Consider the following 25,932-nt stretch of genomic DNA (forward strand, 5'->3'; position numbering starts at 1 on the left):
ACGCGCCGGCCTGGTTCGCGCAGCACGTCGCGCCCGAGCTCGGCGCGCGCCGGCTCGACGCCGGCGCGCTGGAGGTGGTGCTGACGCCCGACACCTCGCGCGCGGTGCTCGACGCCTGGGACCATCTCGTCGCCGCGCTCGGCTGGGCGTGCGCGCTGCTGCTCGCGCTCTGGCTCGCCACCCGCGTGGCGATCCGGCGCGCACTCGCGCCGCTGCAGCAGATCCACGTCGCGCTCGAGCACGGCGCCCGCGGCCGCTTCGACCAGCGCCTGCCGGAATACGCCACCCGCGAGCTCGCGCTGCTGGCGCGCAGCTACAACCGCCTCGCCGACCGTCTGGACGAGTCGCGCGCGACCAACGCCCGCCTCGAGGCCGACCAGAGCCTCGCGCGCACCATCCAGGCCCGCCTGGAGCAGGAGCGCCGCGCGATCGCGCGCGAGCTCCACGACGAGCTCGGCCAGAGCATCACCGCGGTGCGCTCGATCGCCGGCGCCATCCTGCAGCGCAGCGCCGAGCAGCCCGGCATCCACGGCAGTGCGCAGGCCATCCTCGCCATGACCGGCCACATGCAGGACGGCGTGCACGCCATCCTGCAGCGCCTGCGCCGCGAGGCACCGGCCGCGCACGAGCGCATCGAGGACACGCTGCAGGCCTACTGCGCGCTGTGGGCCAGCCATCACGAGGGCATCGAGCTGCGTTGCGCGATCGAGCCGCTCGGCGAGGCTCGCGACGAGCCGCTCGACGACGGCGTCGGCCTCGCCGTGCTGCGCGTGCTGCAGGAGAGCCTCACCAACGTCGCCCGCCACGCTCGCGCGCGCTCGGTCGAGGTGCGCGTCGGCCTGCGCCGCGAGGGCGGCGGTCGCGACGGACAGGCGGAGATCGAGGTCGAGGTCCGCGACGACGGCCGCGGCCTGGGCCCGCAGCCCACCCCCGGCCGCCACGGCCTCGCCGGCATGCGCGAGCGCCTCGCCGAACTCCACGGCCGGCTCGAACTGCACAGCCCGCCCACCGGCGGCCTGTGCGTGCGCGCCCGTCTCCCGCAGGCTCTGCGGCAACCCCTACCGGTCACGCAATGATGAAGCCCCCTTCCCTCCACGCCCTGCGCATCCTGCTCGCCGACGATCATGCGGTGGTGCGCATGGGCTTCCGCCTGCTGCTCGAAGGCGCCGGTGCCGAGGTCGTCGGCGAGGCCGATTGCGGCGAGGCGGCCGTGCAGGCCTTCGGCCAGGTGCACCCCGATGTGCTGCTGATGGACGTGTCGATGCCGGGCATCGGCGGACTCGGCGCGCTCGAGCGCGTGCTCGCCCACCACCCCGCGGCGCGCGTGCTGATGCTGTCGGCGCACGACGACGCGCAGATCCCCGCGCGCGCGCTGCGTGCCGGCGCGGGCGGCTACCTGTCCAAGCGCGCCCATCCGGACGAGCTGCTGCACGCGGTGGCCACCGTCGCGCGCGGCCAGCGCTACATCGACCCGGCGATCGCGCCCGCCCTCGCGCTCGCGCAGTTCGCCGGCGGCGGCGACCCGGTCGCGGCGCTCACCGAGAAGGAGTTCGCCGTCTTCCTGCAGCTCGCGCGCGGACGCAGCGTGGCCGAGATCGCCGAGACCCACAGCCTGAGCCCGAGCACGGTGGGCACCCACCTGTATCACATCAAGCAGAAGCTCGAAGTGTCGAATGCCGCCGAGCTCGCGCTCGTCGCGGTGCGCTGCGGCCTCATCGAAGTCTAGCGACAGGCGCGTCGGCGCCCGCGGAGCAGACATCGCGGCGACCCGTGCGGCGCAAATAATATTGACGCGAACGTCAACTTCCCCTTATACATTCCCGAGACAACGCAGGCACACCGAGGAGAACCGGGAATGAGCAAGGAGAAGGATCCGCAGGACTTTCTGGCACCGACTTATTACTTCGACCACGAGCATCCGCGCGTGCGCGCCTTCATCGAGGAGAGCGTGGGCGACGCGGTCGATGCGGTCGAGCGCGCGGTGAAGCTGTACTACGCGGTGCGCGACGGCATCCGCTACGACCCCTACCGCTTCTACATGCGCAAGGAGTACTTCACCGCCAGCCGCACGCTGATCGAGGGCGCCGCCTACTGCGTGCCCAAGGCCAACCTGCTCACCGCCGTCGCACGCGGCGCGGGCATCCCGGCGCGGGTGGGCTTCGCCGACGTGCGCAACCACCTCAGCACCGAGCGCCTGCGCCAGCTCGTCGGTGGCGACGTGTATCGCTGGCACGGCTACGTCGCCATGCACCTGGAAGGCCGCTGGGTGAAGGCGACGCCGGCGTTCAACCTGCAGATGTGCGAGCGCTTCGACGTCCATCCGCTCGAATTCGACGGCCGTAACGACTCGCTGATGCACCCCTACAACGCGCGCGACGAACGCCACATGGAGTACGTGAAGGAGCGCGGGACCTTCGACGACTTCCCCTTCGAGGCGCTCGTCGCCGACATGTGGGAGCACCACCCGGGTCTGGTCGAAGCGGCCGAGGCCGACCTGAAGGGCGACTTCGAGCACGAGGCCATGGTCGACCGCTGAGCGGCCACCGCGCGAGCACCGCCGGGCGGCGGCGTGGCGGACACGGCACGGCTTCACGGGTGACTTGCCGCCGCGAAGGCCTCAGCGCACCGCCTGCAGCTCCCACACCCCCGCCGGCGGCGTGTTGCGCCACACCACCGCGCGGCGCTGCCAGCGCAGCTGCCGCGGCACGGCGAACGGCGCGCGCGGCTGGTAGGTGAACTGCACGAGCTTGCGCTCGCCGTCGTGGGCGAGGAAACGACAGAGGCTGTCGACCGTCGCCGCCGCGACCTCCTTGGGCAGGGAGCGGAAAGGCAGGCTGGAAACCAGCACCAGGCGGCCGGGGCGCTCGATCAGGCCATCGACGACCTCCTTCGCCGCCGCCTGGCGCACATCGACCGTCGGAAAGCGCGCCTGCAGCCGCCGCGCCAGCGCGGGCTGGAGCTCGACCGCGATCAGCGGCACGCCGGGCAGGCGGCGCAGCAAGGCCTCGGTCACCGGGCCGGTGCCGGCGCCGAGCTCGATTACGGTGTCGGCGCCAACCGCCGCGCCCGCCATCGCATTGGCCAGCGTGCGCGAGGAAGGCAGCACCGCGCCGGTCGATGCGGGGTTGCGCAGCATGGCGAACAGCAGATCGACCGGCATCGGCCCCCCTTCTCGAACTCGCAAGGCGCCCATGGTAGCGCCATGCGGACCTGCCCGGCACCCGGCGGATTTCTGTCACCATCACGCCTTTCCTCCCAACAACGGTAGATCATGGCCGGAACCACCCTGCTCGCACTCATCGACGACATCGCCACCCTCCTGGACGACGTCGCCACCATGACCAAAGTCGCCGCCAAGAAGACCGCCGGCGTGCTCGGCGACGACCTCGCCCTCAACGCCCAGCAGGTCACCGGCGTGCAGGCCAGCCGCGAGCTGCCGGTGGTGTGGGCGGTGGCCAAGGGCTCGCTGGTGAACAAGGCCATCCTGGTGCCGGCGGCGCTGCTGATCAGCTGGCTGGCGCCGTGGCTGATCACCCCGCTGCTGATGCTCGGCGGCGCCTTCCTGTGCTTCGAGGGCTTCGAGAAGCTCGCGCACAAGTTCCTGCACTCGAAGGCGGAGGCCGAGGCCGAGCACCGCGAGACCCTGGAGGCGGTGGCCGACCCCAACGTGGACCTGGTCGCCTACGAGAAGGAGAAGATCAAGGGCGCGGTGCGCACCGACTTCATCCTGTCGGCCGAGATCGTGGTGATCACCCTCGGCACCGTGGCCGCCGCCTCGCTCGGCCAGCGCGTGACGGTGCTGGTCGGCATCTCGCTGGTGATGACGGTGGGCGTGTATGGCCTGGTGGCCGGCATCGTCAAGCTCGACGACCTCGGCCTGCACCTGCAGCGCAGCGCCTCGGCCTTCACCCGCCGCATCGGCGGCGCCATCCTGGGCTTCGCACCGTGGCTGATGAAGACGCTGTCGGTGGTCGGCACCGCGGCCATGTTCATGGTCGGCGGCGGCATCCTGCTGCACGGCTGGCCGACAGCGGCGCACGCGGTGGAGCATTTCGCCGCGGGATTCGGCGGCGTGGGCGGCGCATTGATCAACACCGGCGCGGGCGCCGGGGTCGGCATCGTCGCCGGTGCGATCGTGCTCGCGGCGGTGATGGTGGTGCAGAAGCTGCGCGGCGCGCACTGACCGGCCGCGGCGGCAAGGTGCCGGGCTCCGTGGGGCGCGATCTCCTGGGGATCGACGAGCACCATGAGAGGGCTCCGGTGGCCCGGTGGTCGTCGGCCTGCGCGGTCGCTCGGGGAGCTATTGCGTCCGCAATCAATGGTTGCTATGCGCAGGCGGTTTCCGATAGCGGATTGCGACCACGGCGAGGCACGGTGGTCGCGAAAGATGGATGAGTGTGAGGGGCGGATAAGCGCTCGGGAACTTGTCGCTCGGCGGTGTTGGGCGTCGGTCAGGTCGTCGGCCATTCCTTCCGTTCGATTCTGCGCGGTCGCATGCGAATAGGGTGTCCGCATACCCGAAACGCCAATTCACCCTGACGACCCAATCCAGTCTGTCGAGGAGTTGAGAAGCAGTCGCTGCCGACGGCGGCGACCGATGAAGATGCCCTGCGTTTCGGTGCCAGTCAGCGTCTTGCGGCCCGCGCGGACGAGCCTTTATCGGTGGGGATGCACCACAGATTCCACCCACCTGAAGTTTCACTTGGCACCCCCGCTGGCCTTCGACACGTAGAGCGCCAGCGCCGCAATCTCTGCTTCGGTGAGCTTGTCCTTGTACGAGGGCATCTGGCCCAGCCCGTTGCGCAGCGCCTTCGCCACGCGCGCAGCGTCGGGCTTCAACTCGTCGAGGACCGGGCCGACGGCGCCCTCGGCACCTGCGGCCTGCAAGGTGTGGCACACGGCGCACGACGGGACGACGCCCTGCAGGAAGAGCTTCTTCCCCAGGGCGAGTTGCGCGCTTTCGTCGGCCGCCAGCGCGGGCAGAGCGGGCAGTGCCAGGCCTGCGACGAGCACCGACGCGACTTTCAAGGCATGCACCACGAAGTGCTGGTGGATGGTGTTGCGCATGTTCAGGCCACCGTCACTTTCACGGCGTGGTCGGCCCAGCTCGTGTTGTTGTAGCCGCCGGCGTTTTCCATCCGCTGTTCGGGCTGCACGTTGCCGGCCGTGTCGGTGGCGCGGCTGGCCAGCGTGTGGCTGCCAGCGGGCAGCTTCGCGGCCAGCACGAACTGTCGCCAGGCATAGCGGCCCAGGTCGGGCCCGGTGAGCCGCGCGTCGTTCCAGGTCTTGCCGCCGTCCAGCGACACCTCGACGCGCTTGATGCCGTTCAGCCCGCCGAAGGCCACGCCTTGCACCTGCACCAGGCCGGCCTTGACGCTGGATGCATCAGGCGCCGGCGAGTTGATCCACGACTTGACCGACATCTCCTGCACCGACGGCTGGCTCGGGTCGCCCTTGCCGCCCGGCGGCGAGATGCGGTAGCCGTGCGACATGATCTTCGCCTCGGTTTCCTTGGCCGTGAAGGCCAGGCGCTTGATGTACTTGATGTTGTTCACGCCGGTGTAGCCGGGCACGATCAGGCGCAGCGGCCCGCCGTGGGCCAGCGAGATCGGCACGCCGTTCATCTCCCAGGCCAGCAGCGCGTCGGCCATCGCGGCGGCCGGCACCGAGCGCTCGACGATGATGCTCAGCGGGTCCAGGCCTTCGGGCAGCTTCTCGCCGCCGGTGCCGGTCAGGTAACCGGCGCCCGGCACGACGCCGCCCAGCGCTTCGGCCACCACGCGCACCGGAACGCCGGTCCACATCACGCAACCCGCCGCGCCCACCTGCCAGGGTGTGCCACTGGGCTTGCTGGGGAAGTAGCCGCGACCATTGCCCGAGCACTGCAGCACCATCGCGGTCGTCTCCACGCCCATCGTCTTCAGCTCGCGCAGCGTCAGCGTGCGCGGCGCCTTCACGCCTTCGATGGCCACCTGCCAGGCGTCGCGGTCGGCGACGATGGACGCGTCGGGCGCCGGCAGGTTGTTGCGGATGTAGAGCTGCTCGCCCGGCGTGATGACCCCGCTGCCGAAGGCTGCGCGCTTGGTCTCGATGGTGGTGCTGCTGTGCACGATGACGCTGGCCGGGTCTTTCCACGCCACGTAGGCGGGCAGCGGCTTGGGCGTGGCGCTGGCCACTGGGGTTTCGCCAGCCGCGGCGGCACCGCGCGTGAAAGTGGCCAGGCCGGCCGCGGCCAGGGCGCTGGCGCTGCCGGCCAGCATCTGGCGCCGCGGCAGCGAGTTCAAGGTCTTGTTCATCGGGTCTCCTTGGGGGTCGGTGTGGAATTCGGTGGGGACATGTCGGTGGCTGGACCGAACTGGCTTTGCGCCACGGCCAGGGCCTGCTTCTTCTGCGCCACCAGCACCAGCGGCTTGCCGTCGCGCGAGGTGATGACTTTCCAGTGCACGTTGCCCCACCAGCCGCTGCCCTCCGTCAGTGCCACCGCCTTGTCGAAGGCGAACACGGTGACCATGCCGCCCTTCTCGAAGAAGGTGGTGAGGTGGTAGACGAGGTGGCCGTCGATGTCGCAAGGCCGCATCAGCTGCGGGAAGCCGGGCACCACCTGTTGGCCGGCCAGCCCCAGGTGCTGCAGCAAGGGCGCGCTGGCCATGAAGGTGCCGCGCAGCGTGCGCTCGAAGTATTCGTGTTCGATGGCGCCGCGCACGAGTTCTGGCGGGCGCATGGCCAGCACGGCGCCGGTGCCGCTGCCTGCCAGCAGCAGGCCCAGCACGGCGCGCTGGAAGCTGCGCCGCGCCATTAGCGGCTGCGCCTTGCGGTACAAGTGCGGCGGGGCGTCGATGGGCTCGAAGGCCAGCGCCAGTTCGGCGCGCGTGCGCAAGTCGAACGCGCTGTCGGGCAACTCGGGCGGCCGGAGTTCGCGCTTCATGACGGGGTCTTCCGCAAGGGCGTGACCTGGGCGCCGCCGGGTGCCCGCACTGGCACGCCCATCACCTGCTTCAGCGCGTCGCGCGCGCGAGCCAGGCGCGACAGCACGGTGCCGGGCGCAATCTCCAGCGCCTCGGCCATCTGCGCGGTGGGCATGTCGTCGAAATAGAACAGCACCAGCACCTCGCGGTGGATGGGCGCCAGCCGCGCGAGCGCCTTGACCACGTCCAGCTTGTCGTCCAGCCCGGCGTCGGGGGCGGCCTGCTCGGGCTGCTCGTCGTCGTCCAGCGACTGCATGCCCGGCGCGGCCTGGCGGAAGGCGGCGCGCCGCATGATCTGGAACAGCCAGGCCCGCGCCAAGGCCGCATCGCGCAACTGCTCGCGGTGCTTCCAGGCGTTGGCAAAACAGTCCTGCACCACGTCTTCGGCGATGGCACGCGAGCCTGTCAGCGCCCAGGCGCTGCGCAGCAGGAAGCGGTAATGGTCCCGCACCCATTGGTTGTAGCGGGACTCGGCAGACTGGAACAGCATGGTGATCAAGAGCGGACAGCGCTGCGGTTCATTCCATCGCCATCGTCAGTGCTTACCCTCAGGCTGGGCATCACGGCCCGCGCGTGCCACCCAGCGATGGAAATTCGGCTGCCGAACCCGCGCTAGAGCGCTGCTGCAAGGCCGCCAGCCGCCGCGTCATGCTCTCGATCTCGATGGTCTGGCCGGCGATGATCTCCTCCGCCAGTTGCCGCGTGGCCGGGTCGCGGCCGTGCTGCAGCACCAGCCGCGCCATGTCGACGGCGCCGGCGTGGTGCGGAATCATCATCGCCAGGAAGTCGATGTCGGCCTGGCCCACGAAGCCCGGGCCGTGCATGTCTTGCATCATGCGGGCCATCGAAGCGTCCATCTCGCGCTCGAAGGCACTGACTCCATGTTGGGCGTGTCCGCCCCTCATGCCCTTCATGCCCTTCATGCAGTCTGCCCCTTGGCACCCACGCGCACGTAGACCAGGTTGATGCTCTTCTTGTTGCGCAGCGCTCCGGAAGGCAGGGTCAGGTTGCCCAGCGGAATCTGCGCGATGAAGACCGGCTTCAGCGGGTCGCTGACGTCGAAGGCGCTGCACACTGTCTGGCCGGCGTTGGGCGTGCCGGGCAGTTCGTCCTGCTCGTGGGCGATGTAGAGCAGCGTGTTTTCGGGGTTGGTCCACAGCCCGTGGGCTTCGCGGCCGTGGCTGAAGAAGCTGCCCACCACCTTGCGCTGCCCGCCGGCGGCGCTGCGGTCGATGATGGCGATGGGGCTGGAGGCCACGCCGCCGGGGCCGCCGTCGTCGATGCGCGCCAGGCTGGCGTAAACCACGCTGCCGCGCGCGTTGCTGACGAACTCGACGTGGTTGGGCCGCGCGCCCATGCCCAGCGGCACGCTGTCAATGAGGTCGAAACCGCCCCGCGTCGAGCGAGAAGACAGCGCATCGGCCAGCTTGTGCGAGAACCACACCTCGGCGCCGTCGGGCGTGGTCTTCATGAAGGGCGTGAAGCCGGGCTTGTCCTGCGCACTGATGTCCAGTGTCGTCACGCGCTGCGGCTGGCTGTGGCCATCGGCGCCCGGGTTGACACGGAACACGTCGACCTGCGACACCTTCTGGCTGGCCACGAAGGCCAGCGTGCCTTCGCGGTTGAACCATACCTGGGCCGGGCCGTTGATCGTCGGCAGGAACTGGCGGATGGCCGTCGAACCTGTGTTGTCGGTGCCCTTCAACTGACGCAGGGCGAGTTCGACGTTGACGATGGCGATGCGGTCTTCCCCGCGCAGCGTCACCCAAAGCTCCTTGCCGTTGCGCGTGAAGGTGGGCTCGTGCGGTTCTCGGCCCAGCAGCAGGCCGCTGCTCAGGCGTTCGGGGTTGGTGGTGGGGCCGGCAGCCGGGTTCGGCGTGTTGCCGATGACGCGGCGCTGCTCGGCGTCGATGAGGTAGATGTTGCTCGAGCCGCGCCCGCTGGTGGCCAGCAGGCGGCCGTCGGGAGACGGCACCGCGCCGTGGGCGTCGATGCAGCCGTGGTACAGCGGCTTGTGGATCATCGCCGCGTGCGTGGGCGCCACGCCGGCGGTGACGTAGCGGAACGGCGGCCGCGGGTCTTCGTCGAAGCTGGTCAGGTTGATCGTGCTCTCGACGGTGTTGGTCTTGGGATCGATGACGACGAGCGTGTTGGAGTCTTCGTTGGTGATGAAGACGCGGTCGCGCGGGTCGATGCCGGGGCCAGGCGCTGTCGTGCTGGTGCTTGTGCTGGCGGCCGGTGCCTGGGCTTGTGCTGCGGGCAGCGCGCTGGCTGCCGCGGCGGCCAGCGAGTATTTGAGGATGTCGCGACGTTGGGTGGTCATGGGTGCTTTCTTTGTTCAGTGCAAAGGTGGACTGGGGCCCGTGACGCGCGACCTTGCACCCAACGAAGGGCTGTGTCGGTGCGTCAGGCGCTCGCAGCAAAGAGCGCGCTTCAGGCCAATTCATTCCATGGCGGTGCAAACCGCCTGCGCTGCGGGACTTGCCGTGGCCTTCAGCGCGGTGCGCCCAGCTGTTGGTAGACCTCGGCCGACACCCGCGCCAGCACGCTGCGGTCGGCGTCGGACGACAGCGCATAGCCGAAGGGCCCGTCGACCCAATAGAACACGTTGACGGCGCCTTCCTGCGCGAAGCGGAAGGCGGTGTCAGCGTTCTTCGCACCCGGTTTCGCATCCGGTTTCGCGGCCCCGCCCGAGCCCGCGGCGCTGCCGACGTCGGCCACGTCATTGGACACGTACAGCGTCAGCTTGCTGCCCTGCTGGTTGCGGTACATGAACTGAGCCACCGGCCCCTGGCCACCTGGCAGCAGGCGCCCACCTTCCAGCGTGTAGCCCTGCGCCTGCAGGTGCGGCGGTTTCATCGGCGCGCCCATGCGCTTGGACAGCCAGGCCACGAGCTGGTCTTCGTGCGCGGCGTCCACTTCCACGGGCCGGCGCACATCGGGGCTGTAGACCGCGTGCGCGACGGCGGCACGCTGCGCGAAGCCACCCGCAGACACCAAAGTCAAACCACCTGGGGCCGGTTGCACAGCCGCCATGCGGGCGGCATCGTCACCGGCTGTTCCAGGTCCGACGCCGCGCAGCCCCCAGCCCGTGGCGCCGCTGATGACGGCGATAGCCAGCCCGGCGGCCAAGCGCTGCAGGTACCAAGGCGTCGGCGATACGGCGCGCGGGCGCGCCGACTTCAGCAGGCGTTGCGGCGGCTGCTCGTCCAGCACGGGGTCGAACAGGGCGTGCAGCTCGCGCTTCTGCGCACGGTAGGCCTCGACGCGCTGCGCATCGTCGGGGCGCGCGGCCAGGTAGGCGGCGATCTCGGCCTCACGCTCTGCGGGCAGACGGCCATCGACAAACGCATGCAGCTCGGCCTCGGTGACCGGGGGGGTGGGCGGGAGGGTGGGCGGCGATGGGCGATCGGTACTCATAGGGTGCTTCGCAATGCATTCATTTGACGACCTTCAGCCGCACGGGTTCGGCACGACCTTCCATCAGGCCGCGCAGGCGCTCACGGCCGCGCGACAAGCGCGACATCACCGTGCCGATGGGAATGCCCAGGGCCTGCGCCACGTCGGCATAGGCCATGTCTTCCAGCGCCACCAGCAGCAGCACTTCCTTCTGCTCGACGGGCAGCAGGTCCAGCGCGGCCTGCAGGTCCAGCACCGCCAACCTGTCGCCTTGCGTCGGCATCACCGGCACCTCGGGGGTGTCATCGTCCATGGTCACGGTGTGCAGCCTGGGCCGGCGCACGCCATCGACGTGCAGGTTGTGCATGATGCTGAAGAGCCAGGCGCGCATGTCCGCCACGCTGCCCCACAGGCCCGACTTGGCCCAGGCCCGCTCCAGCGTGTCCTGCACCAGGTCGTCGGCGTCGTCACGGTTGTTCACCAGCGCCCGGGAATAGCGGCGCAAACGCGGCACCCAGCTCAGCAGTTGATGGTCGTCGTTCATCAAGATGTTGACGATGGGGTGAGCCCGCGCGAAGCTGGGTGTGCAGGCGGGTGTACAGGCGTCATTCCTTGATGATGTGCCAGACCTGTTTGAAGTTGTCGCCGCTGCGGTCGCCGGCCTTCTGGTCGGCCTTGTAGGTGTACACCGGCTTGCCCTTGTAGGCCCACTGGCGTGACCCATCGTCGCGAGTGACGATGCTGTAGGCACCCGTGGTCTGGTCGGTGGCGGTGGCCATCATCGGCGGCCACAGCGCGGCGCAGCCGCCGTTGCAGGCGCTCTTGCCGCTGTTCGCCACGTCCTGGTCGAAGGTGTAGAGGGTCATGCCGCCGGGTGTGACGAGTGCGCCGCCAGACAACATGGCGGGCGCCTTGGCAGGCGGCTCGACCATGTTGGCACAGCCGGCAGTGACCAGAAACGTTGCCGCAGATGCGGCGATGGCGAGGGTTTTGAACATGGGAAGCTCCGTGGAGGTGGTGGCGGATTGGGCAGCGTGGGTGAGATGTTGCTCACATCGGGGCAGACGGCACGCTCAGGCCTTTTATTCCGCAGGCGTGAAAAAAAGATGGGGTGTTGGTTGTGCAGGGTGGCGGGCTGCCCCTGCCCTGTGCGTCGAGCGCGGCTCCATGGTCGGAGCCGCGCGGCCTCGTTCTCAGGGTTCGGGCGTCAGGTTTTGGCCGTTCTCGACTGGGCTGATGCCCACGACGTGGCTGACGCTGCGGGTGCGATTGGCGTTGTCGGTGACCCGGGCGGTGATCGTGACCGAACGCTTGCCCGCGGGCATCAGGAGCGATCCGCCCACCACCCAATCGGCCGTCGTCACGACATAGCCGTCAGCGTCCAGCTCGCTGCCGGCAACGTTGAAGATCGGCGCCAGGTTCGAGCCCGCCGGCACCACGTTGCCGTTGGGCTGGCGCAAGGGCACGTCGAAGGTCACGTTCAGACCCGGGAAATTGCGGTTCGTGCCGTTGCTGGGATGCGTGATCGGGTTCTGGATCTGGCTGCCATCCAGGATGGTTCCCAACACCGAGCGGGCCGCCGTGCCTTGGCCGTTTTCGCTGACGCCGATGCCGTGACGCGAGCGGTCCAGCGCCGCCACTTGAATGAAGAACAGCGATGCATTCGCAGGCGGCGTCGGATTGCCGGTTTGCGGCCCGGGTGACACACGCGACGGCACGCGGGGCGCGATCATCGTCACCTCCGGTCCGTCCGCGTCGTCGATGCCGTCATCGAACACATCGATCGGAAGGGGCGTCAGTGCCTGCCCCGATGTGATACCGCCGCGCAGCACCGCCATCGAGACCCTGTCGAAGCCGATGCGACCGGCGGTGTCGACCACGGCGGTGGTGATGTTGAAGCGGCTCGTGTCGAGCGGCAGCGATTCAAGCACGTGCCAGCCCAGCCACAGCGTCACGCCCGCGCCGGGCGTGTCGTCGGTGCCCAGGATGTTGAAGAGGTTCGCCAGGTTGGTGTTCTTCGGGATCACGCCACCGTCGGGCTTGACGAGGTCGGTGTCGAGGAAGACATAGAGGCCCGGAATGTTCGGGTTGACCTGGCCGAGAAGCGCGGTGTTTCTGATGTTGAGCGATTCTTTCGCGGCGATCGGTGTCGCGTCGCGCGTGACGACCTCGATGTTCAACACGAAGCCGGTGCCATTCACGCTGCCTGCGCCAATGCGGCCTTCGCCCGGCACGATCTGCGAATCCGCCAGCGGCGAGACGATGCGTGCGATCGGTGCGAGGTCGCCGCGTGCGCCCATGCCGTCCCGTATCTTGATGATGTTCGGATACGTCAGCGATTCAGCGCCGTCTGCAGCGTGGCCGGGCAGTGAAGCAAGGCCTGCCGCGGCCGCGAGGGCAGCATGCATCAGCACGGCCGAAAGTTTGGAAAGCGGGTGTCGCATGGGGAGCTCCTGGGTGGATGGGTGAGCAGTGCGTCAACCACTTCAATCAGGTCGACGCACGGGCGCTTGCGGGTATTCCGTTGTCAACTGCGGGGAATGAACCCGAACGACGCAGGTGCGCACCGCCCCCGGTCTGGCCCGGTGCGGCGCGGCGCTGGTGGATCAGTAGGTCGCGGTCTTGCCGGCGGTTTCGGCCGTGGCTGCCAGGGCGACGTTCAACTTGGGGTCGATCTGCCACGTTTCGCTGACGATCTTGCCTTCGCGGTAGGTCAGCACGTAGCGCACCTTGATGGGCATCTTGCCTTCGAAGACGACGTTGGCGGAGACCGTCGAGCCCTTGGGGTTGGCCGATTCTTCGATGGAGCCGATGGTGAGCTTCAGCGGGCCGACGGCCTTGCCGAACTTTTCCCAGGTGCCGCGGATGGCGTCGGTGGTGGCGTAGGTGCCGTCCAGCGGGCCGCCGACCCAGTTCAGCTGGGCCTGGTCGGCGTAGGCGCGCATCACGATCTGGGTGTCGCCCGAAGCGATGGCCTGGAAGTGCGTGCGGGCGTCGTCGGAAGGGGCGGCGAAGGCGCTGCCAGCGGCAAGCGTCAGGGCAGTGGCAGCAAAGGCGAATGTCTTGAACATGGAGGGCTCCGTTGAAGGCTTGATGTGAAGTGAGGGGTGGTCGGTGGTGGATGAAGGGTCCATGAGGTCCCGACACAAGGGCAGACGGCGCCGGCAGGCGGTCTATTCCGGCCCACGCAAAAACTTTTTCTGTCACGCCATCGGCAGTTGACCCGCCCGACACGCTCCACCAATTGCTCCGATGAAGCGAACCCTGACCTTCCTGCTGCTGGCCAGCTTGTTCACCGCCGCGACCGGTGCGCTGGCGCAAGGCATCACCGACCCCATTGGCGACCTACTGCCCACGTACATCGGTCCGCAGAACGGCGACGTGGATGTGGCGAGCGCGTTCGCCGGCTACGACCCGGCCAGCGACACCTTCAGCTTCTCGGGCACCTTTGCCGACGCCCTCGGCACCACGGCGGGCGCCTTCTAGTTGCGGGGCCTGGACCGCGGTGTCGGCACCGAAGGTTTCGTGAGCGGCAGCCCATCGGTCGGCCAGCGCATGAAGTTCGACGCCGCCGTGTTCCTGTGGCCCGACGGCATGGCTCGCGTGATCACCTTCGTGGGGTTGGTAGGCACGGGCGTCGAACTCGGGGCTGGTACTGCCACTATTGCCGGCGGCTGCGCGCCTCAGGGCGCCAGCCGCTGACCGTCTTGCGCGAACACCACCCCGCCGGCGTAGTGCGCGGTGATCGACGCCTTCACAGCGTCACGCTGCGCGTCGAGCGCGGGCGACAAGTGGCTCAGCAGCAGCTGACCGGCGCGCACCGCATCGGCCACTTCGCCGATTGCCTTGGGCGGCGTGTGCAACGTGTACAGCACGTCGGGGGAGCCGGGTGGGTCGAGCACCACGCTGTTGAAGACCAGCAGGCTGGTGCCTTGGGCGATTCGCCGCAGACCCGCCAGCCCGCTGGCGTCGATGTCGCCGCTGAAGGTGATGCTCTTGCCGGCGTGGTCGATGCGGTAGACGACGGCCGGCGCGTCGCGGTGGTGGCCGGCCACGGCGCTGATGCGCAGGCCGCCTTCATCAAACAAGGTGCGCACCTCGGGCAGCGCCGCCGCCGTGGCGGGTGCGTCGATGTCGGTCACTTGAAAGCGCAGCGGCGTTGAGAAGTCCTTCAGGTAGCCGAAGGCGCCCTGCTTGCCGAACAAGAGGTCAATGAAGCGGCTGGTGGCCGGGAAGTCGGCATCGTCGGCATCGAGCGCACGCCGCCCGGCCGGCCCGAAGATCTTGAAATCGACCGGCCCGCGGTTGGACACCGCACGGGCCTTAAAGAGGCCTGGCAGTCCACCGGCATGGTCCACATGAAGGTGCGTCAGCAGCACGATGTCGGCCCGACCCAGCGCCAGCTTGGCTTCACCCAGGCGCACGAAAGATCCCGGGCCGGCGTCGACGAAAACACGCGCCACGCCATCCACCAACACCACGAAGGCCGAGCCCGCGCGGCCGGTGGCACCCGGGCCGCCCGAGCCCAGCACCACGAGTTCCAGCGCCGGCGGGGCGGCCGTCTGGGCCTGAGCTGCGAACGCGGCGGGCAGCGTGCACATGGCCAGACAAAGTGCCGCCAAGCGGCGCCGGCAGGGGTTGGCCAGAGTTTTCATTCGATCCTTTGTGCGGGCGGGGCGACAACGGGGCGAACCGGAAGCGGCAAGCCCCCGGCTCGGTCGTGCGGTGCGCCGGTTCTCTGACAGTTCCCGGTTTTCAGTACGCCGCCACCGCCTGCGCAGCGGCCACCGTGGCGACGATTCGCTGCCCGGCACGCTCGACCTTGGAGATGCTCAGGTCCTCGTTCAGCACGTAGGCCGTCTTGGCGTCGCGCGTGAACACGATGGCCTGGCGCGGCTGCTTGAAGCCGGCGATGGTGGCCACCACCTTCAGCGTGGCCACGTCGATCACCGACACCGTGTTATCGGCCAGATTGCCCGAGTAGATGAAGCGGCCGTCCGGCGTGAGCGCAGCGCCGTAGGGGTCGCGGCCCACCGGCACGGTACTGGTGACGCGGCGCGCGGCGATGTCCACCACCGCGATGTCGTTGCTGCCGCTGTTGGCCGCAAACAGGGTCTTGCCGTCGGCGGTGACCGAGATGGCGCGGATCTTGTTGAAGCCCGCGATCTCGCCCTCGATCTTGTCGGTCTGCGTGTCGACGATGGTGACCTTATCGCCCAGGAAGTTGGTGACGTAGAGCTTTGCGCCGTCCGGGCTCAGGCGCACGCCCTGGCGCGGCTGCGCAAAGCCGGTGATCACGGCCTTGGCCTGCCCGCTGGCGGTGTCCAGTCGCGTCACGGTGCTGCTGGCCTGGTTGTTGACGTACAGCGCGCTGCCGTCCTTGCTGAGCGCGGTGCCGAAGGCGCCGGGGCCGGCCGCCAGCGTCGACGCGGTGGCCAGCGGCTTGAGCGTGGTGGTGTCCAGGCGCGTCACCGTGCCCAGGCTGCTGTCGGAGACATAGAAGCTCTTGCCGTCGGGCGCGAAGACGATGTTGCGCGGCGTGACGTAGCCGCGCAGCACACCGCGCACGGCGCCGGTGACCAGGTCGTAGACGATGACATCGGGCCGTTCGCTGTAGGACACGACGGCCGTGGCCTCGTCGGGGCTCAGGGCCAGCGAGTTGTTGCGGATCTGGCCGTCGAAGGTGACGCGGGCCGGGGTTGCTTCGGCGGCGCCTGCGGGCAGGGTGGCCGTCACGAGGACGAAGGTGCTGCACAAGGCCAGCGCGGTGGTGCGGAAGAAGGTATTCATGGGATGTCTTTCGGAGAGTGTTGAGAAAAGAGGGAAAGGCTTGCTGTCGTGGACGAGGAGAGCCCGTGGTTTATTCCGTCGGGCCGTGAATTCGAGGCTTCAGCCGAGCAGGGCCGGTACCCAGCGGTTGATCAAGGCACCGCCGACGATGAGCCAGCCGAACAGGATCAGCGCCAGCAACAGCGGCTTGGCACCGGCCTTGCGGATGGCGCCGATGTGCGTGGACAGGCCGAGTGCGGCCATGGCCATGGCCAGCAGCGCGGTGTCGATCTCGGTGGTCACCGCCACCACCGAGGCCGGCAGCCACTGCAGCGAATTGAACAACACCACCGCGACGAAGCCGAAGGCGAACCAGGGCACGGCGAGCTTGCCTGGGGCCTGGCCCGTGGCGGCGGAAGTGTGGGCGTGGCGTTTGTCGTCACGTGCCAGCCAGGCCGACAACATCACCAGGAACGGCGCCAGCATCATCACCCGCACCATCTTCGCGATGACGGCCGAGTTGGCCGCGTCCGGGCCCACCGAACGCGCCGCGGCCACCACCTGGGCTACCTCGTGGATGGTCGAGCCGGCGTAGACGCCGAAGCCGTTGGCGCCACCCGGAATCAGCGCCCAGTGCTGGTTCAGCTCGAACAGCGCCGGGTACAGAAAGATCGCCAGCGTGCCGAACACCACCACCGTGGCCACCGCCACCGTGACCTGCTCGGCTCGCGCCTTGACCACCGGTTCGGCAGCCATCACCGCGGCGGCGCCGCAGATGGAGCTGCCGGCGCCGATCAGCATCGCCGTCTTGCGGTCCAGGCCCAACCAGCGCGTGCCGATGAAGCAGGCCAGCGCGAAGGTCGAGCCCAGCACCAGCGCGTCGATGGCGACGCCGGCGATGCCGACGTGGCCGATGTCCTGCACCGTCAGCCGCAGGCCGTACAGCACGACCCCCAGGCGCAGCAGGTTCTGCTTGGACACGTTGACGCCGGCACCGCTGGCCGCGGCCAGGCGCGGCACCAGCGGATAGACCGTGTTGCCCACCAGCATGCCCAACACGATGGCCAGCGTCAGCGCACTGAAGCCGTGGTCCTGCAGCCAGCCGATGTGGCCCAGCGCGATGCCGGTCGCGGCCAGGGCGCCGCTCAAGGCGAGGCCGGGCAGCAGGGCTGCCAACTGCAAGCGCAACCGCGCTGCCCGGTGGCCGGCTGACGGGCCAGGGCTGGCTTGTGAGGTCGACCGCGCGTGCATCACGCCAGCACCCAGATCAAGGCGATGCCGGCGCACAGCAGCACGGCCGCCATCGGCACTGCGACCGGCATCCAGCGCAGCACCTGCGGGTCGATGCTGCTGTCGGCGGCCAAGGTGGTCGAGACGGCATGGGCCACGTCGCGGGTCGGCCCCATGAAGCCCGCCACTGGCCGCCGGGCAGCAACCCATTGAAGGGCATGCAGTGCCTGTGGGGCCAGCGGGCCGGGTGCTGCGGGGCGTGGGGTTGTTCGTTCAAGGGTCAGCATGTCGGGCTCCAGATGCCGGTGGTGGCGCGGCGGGCCGCCGCCCCGTGATCGAGCGGCCAGGCAAATTTAGAGCTTGGCAATCAACCCGTCCAACGGGTTGTATGACTAAGATGTACCTGCGAAATCGATAACAACGGCAATCACCGTGGACGTGCTTCGACTCACCCTGCGTCAGCTGCAGATTTTTGTCGCCGTGGCGCGCAGCGGCAGCACCACGGCGGCCAGCGCTGAGATAGCGCTGTCGCAATCGGCCACCAGTTCGGCCGTCAACGAGCTGGAACGCCTGCTGTCGCTGCGCCTGTTCGACCGCGCCGGCAAACGCCTGCTGTTGAACGACAACGGCCGCGCGCTGTTGCCGCGGGCTTTGGCTTTGCTCGACGGCGCCGCAGGCATCGAGCAGATGTCGCGCGACGGCAGCGCGCAGGCGCAGTCGCTGCGCATCGGCGCCAGCACGACGATTGGCAACTACGTGTTGCCCAAGCTGCTCGCTGGCTTCATGGGGGCACAGCAGCCCGGCAGCGCCGCCGCCTGGCGGTCGAAGGTCGTTATCGGGAACACCGCCGCCATCTGCGATGCCGTGACCGCTTTCGAACTCGACGTGGGGCTGATCGAGGGGCCCAGCCACCAGCCGGAGCTGGTGGTCACCCCCTGGCTGCAAGACGAGATGGTGGTCGTGGCTGCGCCCGACAGTGCGCTGGCCCGGTCGAGTACGGCAGGCGAGCGCATTCCCCTGCGCACGCTGCGTGAGGCGGTCTGGCTGGTTCGCGAAACGGGCTCTGGCACGCGCGAGGCCACCGACCAGAGCTTGCTGCCCCACCTGCGTTCTTACCGGCGCAGCATCGAGCTAGGCAGTTCGGAAGCCATCCAGCGTGCCGCTCAGGAAGGGTTGGGGGTGGCTTGCCTGTCCGCCTGGGTAGTGAACGATGCGCTGGAAGCTGGACGTCTGTGCCGCGTCTCCACGACATTGCCGCGGCAGCTTCGGCAATGTCATCTGGTTGTGCATCGTGAGAAGCAGTCGACGCCCGCGTTGCTGGCGTTCATCGCCCAGGCAGATGCGACCGCTGGGGCTGCCCGCTAACGTCCCGGCCCCGCTTCGCATGTCGAAGGTTCAGCCCTCGGCGACACGCGATTACCCTTCAGCTAGCTAGGCGCCGACGCCCGCTCCGCCCACCTGCCCATTGATCGAAGCTTTGATGCAATGAGCTGGTCTGGGTAATCGACGTCCGCTTCCGGACGCACCACCCAACGGCTGCTTGTGGCCGGCTGCCGCTATTGGGAAACGCGTCCGGATAGCTGCCGTTGATCGCGGGTCGACGCAAACCATGAGTGTCGGGTCTGGCCGAGCACGAGCCTGCCGCCCTTAAGAACCGGCTGAGCCTCGGAAGACCAGATAGCCGCCTTAGCGCTTGCAAACATCCTCGGGCAGCGCCCGCGCGTCCCCGGTCGCGAACAGATGCGCAAATGAAACGCGAGCCGCTCGACCGCGCGGCAGGCCTTCCGCGATGCCGGACGGGCGGAGGATGAAGTGGTGCCGAGTGCTTCCCGGTCCCCCGCTCCGCCTCCCGCGATCAGCCCCCGGAAGCGAGCCCCGCCCACGACAGCAATTCGGCGACGGCGGCGGCGCCTCCCCACCACAGCAGCAGCACCGAGGCCGCCGCCGCGAGCGTGACCAGGTAGCCGGCCAGGAGCATCAGGCCGTCGCGGAGGCGCAACCCCCAGGAGATGAGCACGATGGCCAGCGCGGGCAGCACATTGTCGAAGCTGATGATGGGCACGGGCGTCATCATCGACAGTCCGGCGATGGAGAGCATCGACGCGTTGAGCACGCGCACGCGGCGGTCGCTCAGGCGCAGCAGGCGGGGGCGGCCGAGGGACGCGACGATGCCGACGACGCGGCCGAACATCCGCTGCAGCAGCGCCCGGGCACGACCGTCGATCTCTCGCCTGGCGAGCCAGCGCGGCAAGGGCACGGGCTGGCCGATGCACAGGCCGAACGCGATCAGCAGGCAGAAGGCGCCGACCACCGAGGCCATGCCGGGGAGCGCGACCGGGAAAAGGAGCGGCATCGCCAGCAAGGACAGCCACACCAGCCGCTGCCGGTTGCTGCGGCCGAGGGCATCCGCCATCGTGCCGTCCATGGACGCAAGATGCGCCCCGGCAATCCGTTGCACGGTCGCGCGGCGCTTCTCGCTGGGGTATTCGGCTCGACGACGTGGTGCGCGGGGGTCCTGGTCTTCCATGACGGTCCGGAGATGATCGATCGGAACGGGACACGACGGTGTCTTCGCTTGTGCGGGAACGCGTGCTTCACGTTTTTCCTGTGGGGTCGGACCAGTCCCGGCGTCCGCCGGTTCCCCCGCGTCGCGACCCGCCGCGGAGCCGGCCTGCACTCCCCGTGCGAGCCGCTTGCGGGCCGCGATCACGAGAACGTTTTGGTGGTACGGTTGGGGTCCCCTCGCCCGCAGCCCGCCCGCTGCGGGGCTCTCCTCCACGTTCGCCGACCTGGTGCAGCATGAGCGATGGTTTCCAGCCCGCGTCGATCGACGCCGACGGCGCACGGCGCTCCGCGATGCCGATCCCGCGTCTCGACCCGGAGTCCGCCCTGGTGTTCGTGATCAACGCTTCCGCGGGCGCGCACGACGTCGACGCCAAGCGTGCCGTGATCGAATCGACCCTCGCCGCCCACGGCCGCAGGGGCGAACTGCTGATCTGCGGCCCGGACGATCTGGCACGCGTGGCCACCCAGGCCGCAGCGGCGGCGCTGGCGCGCGGCACGGCGGTGGTCGCCGTGGGCGGCGACGGCAGCCTCGGCACGGTCGCCCAGGCCGCGCACGCGGCGGGCTGCCCGATGGGCGTCATCCCGTACGGGACCTTCAACTACTTCGCGAGGACGCACGGCATCCCCACCGAGCCCGCGGCCGCGGCGCGGCAGTTGCTGGATGCGCGCCCGCGGCCAGTGCAGGTGGGGGCCATCAACGACCGCGTCTTCCTGGTCAATGCCAGCCTGGGCGTCTATCCCGAACTCCTGCAGGATCGCGAGGCCTACAAGGCCCGCTTCGGCCGTAGCCGCTGGGTGGCGTTCGTCGCGGGCTGCGCGACGCTGCTGCGTGCGCAGCGCCGGCTGCGCCTGCACATCGAGACCGGCTCCACCGTTCGCGACGTGCAGACGCTGACCCTCTTCGTCGGCAACAACCGGCTGCAGCTGCAGCAGTTCGGCGCGGAGCCCGCGGACACCCTCGCCGGCACGCCCGGCGATGGCTGCCTGGCCGCGCTGATGCTGCGGCCCATCGGCACCCTGTCGATGCTCGGGCTGATGCTTCATGGGGCGATGGGCCGGCTGGGTGAAGCCGCCGGGGTGGAGAGCTTCGAGTTCACCCACATGGTGGTGAAGCCCAGGCTGGCGCCCGGTCGCAGGGAGGTCGTGGTGGCCTTCGACGGCGAGGTGGCGCGGATGCGCGCGCCCATCGAGATCCGCGTGCTGGACAAGCCCTTGTACCTGCTCCAGGCCCCTGACCCGGCAGGCACGCCCGAGGCCGGGCCATGAGGGCTGCGGCATGAGCGTCCTGCTGCACATCGCCGACACCCACTTCGGCACCGAGCAGCCGCCGGTGGTCGAGGCCCTGGTCGCCCTCGCAGCGCAGCAGCGGCCGGACCTGGTGGTGCTCGCGGGCGACGTCACGCAGCGCGCACGACCGGCCCAGTTTCGTGCGGCGAAGGCCTTCGTCGAGCGACTGGGGGCGCCGGTCCTGGCGGTGCCCGGCAACCACGACATCGCCTTGTTCGATCTCTGGGCGCGCCTGACCCGCCCGTACGCGCGCTTCGCCGAGGTGTTCGGCGCCGACCTCGAGCCGGTTCACGCGTCGGCGGACCTGCTGGTCGTCGGGGTCAACACCACGCGCGCCTGGCGGCACAAGAACGGGGAGGTGTCGGCCGCGCAGGTCGACCGTGTGGCAGGTCTGCTGGCCTCGGCGAGTCCGCAGCAGTTGCGCGTGGTGGTGGTGCATCAGCCCGCGGCGGTGTCCTGTCCGGGGGACCGGGCCGACCTGGTGCGCGGCCACCAGGCCGCCCTGCGGGCGTGGTCGGTCGCCGGGGCCGATCTCGTCCTCGGCGGACACATCCATCTGCCCTACACGCTGGCACCGCCCGGTCTTGCACGGCGGCTATGGGTGCTCCAGGCCGGCACCGCGGTCTCGTGGCGCACGCGTGCGGAGGTGCCCAATTCGGTGAACATCCTGCGCTGGGGCGAGACCGCCGCGGCGCGCGAGCACCCGGCGCGGTGCGGCGCGGCGGAGGGTGCAAGCTGCCTCGTCGAGCAGTGGGACTTCGTGCGCAAGGATCGACGCTTCGTCCGCAAGGCGGTCACGCGCGTGCACCCGGAACGCCCCTGATCGCGAGGCCCCTGCGGGCACCGCGTGGGGCGACGGGCGCAGGACTCATGATTTTCTGTAGGGCGCGCTGGAGCTTGCGTCGAGGCGGGCAGCGTCGACGATCGGTGACAATCCTCCGGAAAGTCACGCCCGCCGAGGAGTCTCACCGTGAAACCCGAGCACCGCGCAGTCCCTGCCGCCCCCATCGCCCCCATCGCCGGCCACGTGCCGCCGCGCGCGAAGAAGCTCGCCTCCCTGCTCCACCTTGGCGTTCCGGGTGCGCTGGCCGGCTTCGCCTGCCTCGCCGGCGCGCAGCAGGCCGCGCCGGCGGCCGCGGAGGCGGTGACGCTCAATCCGGTGGTGGTCACCGGCGCACCCACCGCCACCGAGAGCTTCGACCTGCCCTACTCGGTCGATTCGGTGGACATGCGCGCCAACCAGGCCGGGAACCTCGGCGTGAATGCCTCCGAGGCGCTCGCCGGCGTGCCCGGCCTGGTGATCCAGAATCGCCAGAACTACGCCCAGGACCTGCAGATCTCGGTGCGCGGCTTCGGCGCGCGCGCGGCCTTCGGCGTGCGCGGCGTCAAGCTCATCGCCGACGGCATCCCCGCCACCAACCCGGACGGCCAGGGCCAGGCCGCCACCTTCAACCTCGACACCGCCGAACGCATCGAAGTCATGCGCGGGCCCTTCTCCACCGTCTATGGCAACCACGCCGGCGGGGTCATCCAGCTCTTCTCGCGCACCGGTGAAGGCGCACCGCGCGTGCGCGCGAGCGCGCTCGGCGGCAGCTGGGGGACGACCAAGTTCGGCATCGGCGCAGAGGGCGAGAAGGATGGCGTGGGCTTCGTGCTCGACGCCTCGCGCTTCGACACCGACGGCTACCGCGACCACAGCAAGACCCGCCGCGACCAGGGCTTCGCCAAGCTGACGCTGAACCCGGACGAGGACAGCACGCTGACCCTGGTGGCCAACGGGCTGCGCCAGCCGGAGACGCAGGATCCGCTGGGGGTGACCTGGGAGACCTACGAGCGCGATCCGCAGTCGCTCACGATCGATCCGCTCGACCCCGCCACGCCGAAGCGCTCCTACGCGGACCGCTACAACACGCGCAAGAGCATCCACCACGTGCAGGGCGGGGCCACCTACGAGCGCCGCCTCGGCGAGGATCGCCTGCAGGTGTCGGCCTACGCGGGCAGCCGCGCGGTCACCCAGTACCAGTCCTTCTCCAGGGGTTTCCAGTCCAGCCCGCGCCATGCGGGCGGCGTGGTCGACTTCGACCGCGACTTCCACGGCATGGGCCTGCGCTGGATTTCGCAACGCGCGCTGGGGAGCGGCGAGCTCACCCTGACCGCCGGCATCGACTACGACCGCTCCGAGGACGATCGGCGCGGCTACGAGAACTTCGTCGGCAGCACGCTCGGGGTGAAGGGAGCGCTGCGCCGCGACGAGCTCGACACCATCACCAGCATCGATCCCTATGTCCAGGCGCTGTGGAAGAGCGGACCGTGGCAGTGGTCGCTCGGCGCCCGCCATTCGCGCGTTTCGTTCAAGGTGGAAGACCGCTACATCAAGACCGACAACCCCGACGACAGCGGCAGCGTGCGCTTCAGCAAGACCACCCCGGCGCTCGGGGTGAGCTATGCGCTGAGCCCCGCGACCAACCTCTACGCCAGCGTGGGTGCAGGCTACGAGACGCCCACGCTCAACGAGCTGTCGTACGCGACCCCGACCACCGGCTTCAATTTCGGGCTGCGTCCGAGCACCAGCCGCCAGGCCGAGATCGGCATCAAGACCTTCGTGAGCGACAACGCGCGGATCAACGCCGCGCTGTTCCGCATCGAGACCGACGACGAGATCGTCGTCCTGGCCTCGGAGGACGGCCGGACCAGCTACCAGAACGCCGGGCGCACGCTGCGCCAGGGGCTCGAGCTGGCCGCCCAGGCCGAGCTCACCCGCACGCTGACGGCGCGGGCCTCGCTGACCTGGATGCAGGCCGAGTACGACGAGGCGTTCAGCAGCCGCGGGACCACCGTGGCGGCCGGAAACCGCATTCCGGGTGTTCCGCGCATCGCGGCCTTCGCCGAGCTCGCCTGGGAAGCCACGCCGGGCGTGACGCTCGCGGGCGAGGTGCTGCATCGCGGCGAGGTCGAGGTCAGCGACCTCAACAACGACCACGTCGCACCGGCCTACACGCTCGTCAATCTGCGCCTGTCCGCCGAGCAACGCCAGGGGCCGTGGACCTTCGGCCAGTTGCTGCGGGTGGACAACGTGCTCGATCGCGAATACGTCGGCTCGGTGATCGTCGGCGACAGCAACAAGCGCTATTACGAGCCCGGTCCCGAGCGCAGCGTGTATGCCGGGGTGAGCGCGAGCTACCGGTTCTGAGCGACGGCCGGCGCGGACTCCTGACGATCCGCCGCCATCGCGGATCGGCGGCGGATCGCGACTTGCGTCGCTCCCACGAAAACCCGCGCGGCTGCGGCACTGTAGGAGCGACGCGAGTCGCGATCCTCCGTGATACGAGAACCCGCGCGCTTGCGGCGCCGTGGGAGCGACGCGAGTCGCGATTGCGGCCGCGATACAGGCAGGGCAGCGGCGGAAGCACGACGCGGACCGGAACGCCGCCGATCGCGACTTGCGTCGCTCCCACGAAAACCCGAGCGGCTGCGGCGCTGTAGGAGCGACGCAAGTCGCGATCGGCCGTGATACGAGAACCCGCACTTGCGGTGCCGTAGGAGCGACGCGAGTCGCGATCGGCTTCGCACCCTGCACCGCGCGCAATACGCCGCTCAGAACGGCCGTCCCATCCGCCGATAGAGCGTGTTGCGCGCGACGCCGAGGTGACGGGCGGCGGCGGAGAGGTTGCCGTCGAAGCGCTCGATCGCGGCGCGGATGGCGTCGTCGTCGAGCGCGCGCGCGCGCCGCAGCGGTAGCGGTAGCGGGTCGGGATCGTCGGCGGGCCGCGCGGAACGCGGCTCGCCGCGTTCGGTCCCTGCCGACGGGGCGAGCGCCGGCGCATCGCCGACCGCCTGCAGCACTTCCTCGGGCAGATGCACCGGCAGGATGCGCGTCTCGCCCTCGTCGAGCAACGCGAGCGCGACCTCGAGCACGTTCTGCAGCTGGCGGATGTTGCCCGGCCAGGGGTAGGCCGCGAGGATCGCCATCGTCTCCGGCGCGACGTCGACGCGCGCGGGCTCGGGGTGGTGGCTGCTGCCGTCAAGCAGGCGGCGCACGATGCCCTGCAGGTCGCTGCGCGCGCGCAGTGGCGGCAACTGCACGCCGAGGCCGTTGACCCGGTAGTAGAGATCCTCGCGGAAGCGCCCGGCCTTGACCTGCTCGCCGAGCTGGCGGTGGGTCGCGCACAGCAGCGCGATATCGACCGGTACCGCGGAGCCCGCGCCCACCGGCTGCACGCAGCGCTCCTGCAGCACGCGCAGCAGCCGCGCCTGCATCGCCAGCGGCATGTCGCCGATCTCGTCGAGGAAGAGCGTGCCGCCATGGGCCTGCTGGATGCGGCCGATCGCCCCCTCCTTGCGCGCGCCGGTGAAGGCGCCGCCGACGTAGCCGAAGAGCTCGGACTCGATCAGGTTCTCGGGGATCGCCGCGCAGTTGACCGCGACGAAGGGGCCGTCCGCGCGCGGACCGCTGTTGTGGCAGGCGCGCGCGAGGAGTTCCTTGCCGGAGCCGGACTCGCCCTGGATCAGGATCGGGATGCTGCGCCCGACGATGCGCGCGCAGCGGTCGAGCACGAACTGCAGCGCGGGGTCGCCGGTGGACAGGGTCTCGAGGGTGGTCCTGTGGCGCGCCGAGCGTGAGGGATCGGGGGCGGCGGCAACGCGGGCCGTGCCGGCCGGGGCCGACTGCGCGCCGGCCTGCCAGGCCGGGCTCAGCCGCAGGCGCGCGTGGATGCGT

General features: G+C 69.6%; 28 protein-coding genes. 10 read left to right on the forward strand and 18 right to left on the reverse strand.

Annotated elements, in window-relative coordinates; all coding sequences use genetic code 11:
* The 3 genes from C665_RS09185 to C665_RS09195 form a co-directional block, all read left to right on the forward strand.
* Nucleotides 1-1,076, forward strand: a 1,076-nt coding sequence (locus C665_RS09185; protein WP_004306444.1) for an ATP-binding protein, incomplete at its 5' end; no start/stop codon positions are given.
* The gene (locus C665_RS09190; protein ID WP_370695900.1) at nucleotides 1,073-1,726 is read left to right on the forward strand and encodes a response regulator; all 654 of its coding nucleotides are present in this window, start codon (nucleotides 1,073-1,075) and stop codon (nucleotides 1,724-1,726) included. The genes C665_RS09185 and C665_RS09190, both read left to right, overlap by 4 nt.
* A 129-nt stretch (nucleotides 1,727-1,855) precedes the next feature.
* Nucleotides 1,856-2,536, forward strand: coding sequence for a transglutaminase-like domain-containing protein (locus tag C665_RS09195; RefSeq protein WP_004306447.1), 681 nt, complete (start codon nucleotides 1,856-1,858; stop codon nucleotides 2,534-2,536).
* Between the two features lie 81 nt (nucleotides 2,537-2,617).
* On the opposite strand, the gene C665_RS09200 is transcribed toward C665_RS09195, so the two are convergent.
* Nucleotides 2,618-3,160, reverse strand: a complete 543-nt coding sequence (locus tag C665_RS09200; protein ID WP_004306448.1) for a class I SAM-dependent methyltransferase — start codon at nucleotides 3,158-3,160, stop codon at nucleotides 2,618-2,620.
* 111 nt (nucleotides 3,161-3,271) lie between these two features.
* Here C665_RS09200 and C665_RS09205 point away from each other — a divergent pair, with 111 nt between their 5' ends.
* On the forward strand, nucleotides 3,272-4,183 hold the full coding sequence (locus C665_RS09205) for a DUF808 domain-containing protein (RefSeq protein ID WP_004306450.1): 912 nt from the start codon (nucleotides 3,272-3,274) through the stop codon (nucleotides 4,181-4,183).
* Nucleotides 4,184-4,698: 515 nt separating this feature from the next.
* Here C665_RS09205 and sorU read toward each other — a convergent pair.
* The 11 genes from sorU to C665_RS09260 form a co-directional block, all read right to left on the reverse strand.
* A complete protein-coding gene (sorU, locus tag C665_RS09210) occupies nucleotides 4,699-5,067 on the reverse strand; it encodes a SorU family sulfite dehydrogenase c-type cytochrome subunit (protein WP_004306453.1) in 369 nt (122 codons plus the stop codon).
* A gap of 2 nt (nucleotides 5,068-5,069) precedes the next feature.
* Nucleotides 5,070-6,296 carry a SorT family sulfite dehydrogenase catalytic subunit gene (sorT, locus tag C665_RS09215; RefSeq protein ID WP_004306455.1) on the reverse strand — a complete coding sequence of 409 codons (1,227 nt, stop codon included), beginning with the start codon at nucleotides 6,294-6,296 and terminating at the stop codon, nucleotides 5,070-5,072.
* Entirely contained in the window at nucleotides 6,293-6,925 is a 633-nt protein-coding gene (locus tag C665_RS09220; RefSeq protein WP_004306457.1) for a hypothetical protein, read from the reverse strand. The genes sorT and C665_RS09220 overlap by 4 nt, the downstream gene beginning before the upstream one ends.
* On the reverse strand, nucleotides 6,922-7,455 hold the full coding sequence (locus tag C665_RS09225) for an RNA polymerase sigma factor (protein ID WP_031943585.1): 534 nt from the start codon (nucleotides 7,453-7,455) through the stop codon (nucleotides 6,922-6,924). Before C665_RS09225 ends, C665_RS09220 begins: the two co-directional genes overlap by 4 nt.
* A 70-nt stretch (nucleotides 7,456-7,525) precedes the next feature.
* Complete coding sequence (locus C665_RS09230) at nucleotides 7,526-7,888, reverse strand: DUF305 domain-containing protein (protein WP_004306461.1); 363 nt, start codon at nucleotides 7,886-7,888, stop codon at nucleotides 7,526-7,528.
* Nucleotides 7,885-9,288, reverse strand: a complete 1,404-nt coding sequence (locus C665_RS09235; protein ID WP_004306463.1) for a YncE family protein — start codon at nucleotides 9,286-9,288, stop codon at nucleotides 7,885-7,887. The genes C665_RS09230 and C665_RS09235 overlap by 4 nt, the downstream gene beginning before the upstream one ends.
* 170 nt (nucleotides 9,289-9,458) lie before the next feature.
* Nucleotides 9,459-10,385, reverse strand: coding sequence for an anti-sigma factor family protein (locus tag C665_RS09240; protein ID WP_004306465.1), 927 nt, complete (start codon nucleotides 10,383-10,385; stop codon nucleotides 9,459-9,461).
* Between the two features lie 19 nt (nucleotides 10,386-10,404).
* Nucleotides 10,405-10,908, reverse strand: coding sequence for an RNA polymerase sigma factor (locus C665_RS09245; protein ID WP_004306467.1), 504 nt, complete (start codon nucleotides 10,906-10,908; stop codon nucleotides 10,405-10,407).
* Nucleotides 10,909-10,969: 61 nt separating this feature from the next.
* On the reverse strand, nucleotides 10,970-11,362 hold the full coding sequence (locus C665_RS09250) for a COG4315 family predicted lipoprotein (protein WP_004306469.1): 393 nt from the start codon (nucleotides 11,360-11,362) through the stop codon (nucleotides 10,970-10,972).
* A 195-nt stretch (nucleotides 11,363-11,557) separates the two neighbouring features.
* Nucleotides 11,558-12,808, reverse strand: coding sequence for a hypothetical protein (locus tag C665_RS09255; protein WP_004306471.1), 1,251 nt, complete (start codon nucleotides 12,806-12,808; stop codon nucleotides 11,558-11,560).
* Nucleotides 12,809-12,970: 162 nt separating this feature from the next.
* Entirely contained in the window at nucleotides 12,971-13,435 is a 465-nt protein-coding gene (locus C665_RS09260; RefSeq protein ID WP_004306473.1) for a nuclear transport factor 2 family protein, read from the reverse strand.
* 181 nt (nucleotides 13,436-13,616) lie between these two features.
* On the opposite strand from C665_RS09260, the gene C665_RS09265 reads away from it, so the two are divergent.
* Nucleotides 13,617-13,850, forward strand: coding sequence for a hypothetical protein (locus tag C665_RS09265; protein WP_004306475.1), 234 nt, complete (start codon nucleotides 13,617-13,619; stop codon nucleotides 13,848-13,850).
* Nucleotides 13,851-13,919: 69 nt separating this feature from the next.
* Entirely contained in the window at nucleotides 13,920-14,066 is a 147-nt protein-coding gene (locus C665_RS09270) for a hypothetical protein (protein WP_156147847.1), read from the forward strand.
* On the opposite strand, the gene C665_RS09275 is transcribed toward C665_RS09270, so the two are convergent.
* From C665_RS09275 to C665_RS20665, 4 genes are all read right to left on the reverse strand, one after another.
* A complete protein-coding gene (locus tag C665_RS09275) occupies nucleotides 14,048-15,019 on the reverse strand; it encodes an MBL fold metallo-hydrolase (protein ID WP_040828892.1) in 972 nt (323 codons plus the stop codon). The two genes, C665_RS09270 and C665_RS09275, sit on opposite strands and share 19 nt — an antisense overlap.
* A gap of 100 nt (nucleotides 15,020-15,119) precedes the next feature.
* Entirely contained in the window at nucleotides 15,120-16,154 is a 1,035-nt protein-coding gene (locus C665_RS09280) for a beta-propeller fold lactonase family protein (protein WP_004306481.1), read from the reverse strand.
* A 99-nt stretch (nucleotides 16,155-16,253) separates the two neighbouring features.
* Complete coding sequence (locus tag C665_RS09285) at nucleotides 16,254-17,309, reverse strand: YeiH family protein (RefSeq protein ID WP_245537152.1); 1,056 nt, start codon at nucleotides 17,307-17,309, stop codon at nucleotides 16,254-16,256.
* 74 nt (nucleotides 17,310-17,383) lie between these two features.
* Entirely contained in the window at nucleotides 17,384-17,650 is a 267-nt protein-coding gene (locus C665_RS20665) for a hypothetical protein (RefSeq protein ID WP_031943569.1), read from the reverse strand.
* A 145-nt stretch (nucleotides 17,651-17,795) separates the two neighbouring features.
* Between C665_RS20665 and C665_RS09290 the strand changes: the two genes are divergently transcribed.
* Complete coding sequence (locus tag C665_RS09290; RefSeq protein ID WP_004306488.1) at nucleotides 17,796-18,728, forward strand: LysR family transcriptional regulator; 933 nt, start codon at nucleotides 17,796-17,798, stop codon at nucleotides 18,726-18,728.
* A 490-nt stretch (nucleotides 18,729-19,218) separates the two neighbouring features.
* Here the strand turns inward: C665_RS09290 and C665_RS09295 are convergent, their stop codons facing one another.
* Nucleotides 19,219-19,890, reverse strand: a complete 672-nt coding sequence (locus C665_RS09295; RefSeq protein ID WP_231570776.1) for an exopolysaccharide biosynthesis protein — start codon at nucleotides 19,888-19,890, stop codon at nucleotides 19,219-19,221.
* 272 nt (nucleotides 19,891-20,162) lie between these two features.
* Here C665_RS09295 and C665_RS09300 point away from each other — a divergent pair, with 272 nt between their 5' ends.
* The 3 genes from C665_RS09300 to C665_RS09310 all read left to right on the forward strand — a co-directional run bounded on the left by C665_RS09300 (nucleotide 20,163) and on the right by C665_RS09310 (nucleotide 24,405).
* Nucleotides 20,163-21,194, forward strand: a complete 1,032-nt coding sequence (locus C665_RS09300) for a diacylglycerol/lipid kinase family protein (RefSeq protein WP_004306492.1) — start codon at nucleotides 20,163-20,165, stop codon at nucleotides 21,192-21,194.
* A gap of 10 nt (nucleotides 21,195-21,204) precedes the next feature.
* Nucleotides 21,205-22,038: a metallophosphoesterase family protein gene (locus C665_RS09305; RefSeq protein WP_004306495.1), complete on the forward strand. Its 834-nt coding sequence runs from the start codon at nucleotides 21,205-21,207 to the stop codon at nucleotides 22,036-22,038.
* 147 nt (nucleotides 22,039-22,185) lie between these two features.
* Nucleotides 22,186-24,405, forward strand: a complete 2,220-nt coding sequence (locus C665_RS09310; protein ID WP_004306497.1) for a TonB-dependent receptor family protein — start codon at nucleotides 22,186-22,188, stop codon at nucleotides 24,403-24,405.
* A gap of 404 nt (nucleotides 24,406-24,809) precedes the next feature.
* Here C665_RS09310 and C665_RS09315 read toward each other — a convergent pair.
* On the reverse strand, nucleotides 24,810-25,932 hold a 1,123-nt coding region (locus tag C665_RS09315; RefSeq protein WP_004306499.1), incomplete at its 5' end, for a sigma-54-dependent Fis family transcriptional regulator.

This window comes from Thauera aminoaromatica S2 (assembly GCF_000310185.1).
Taxonomy (GTDB): Bacteria; Pseudomonadota; Gammaproteobacteria; order Burkholderiales; family Rhodocyclaceae; genus Thauera; species Thauera aminoaromatica.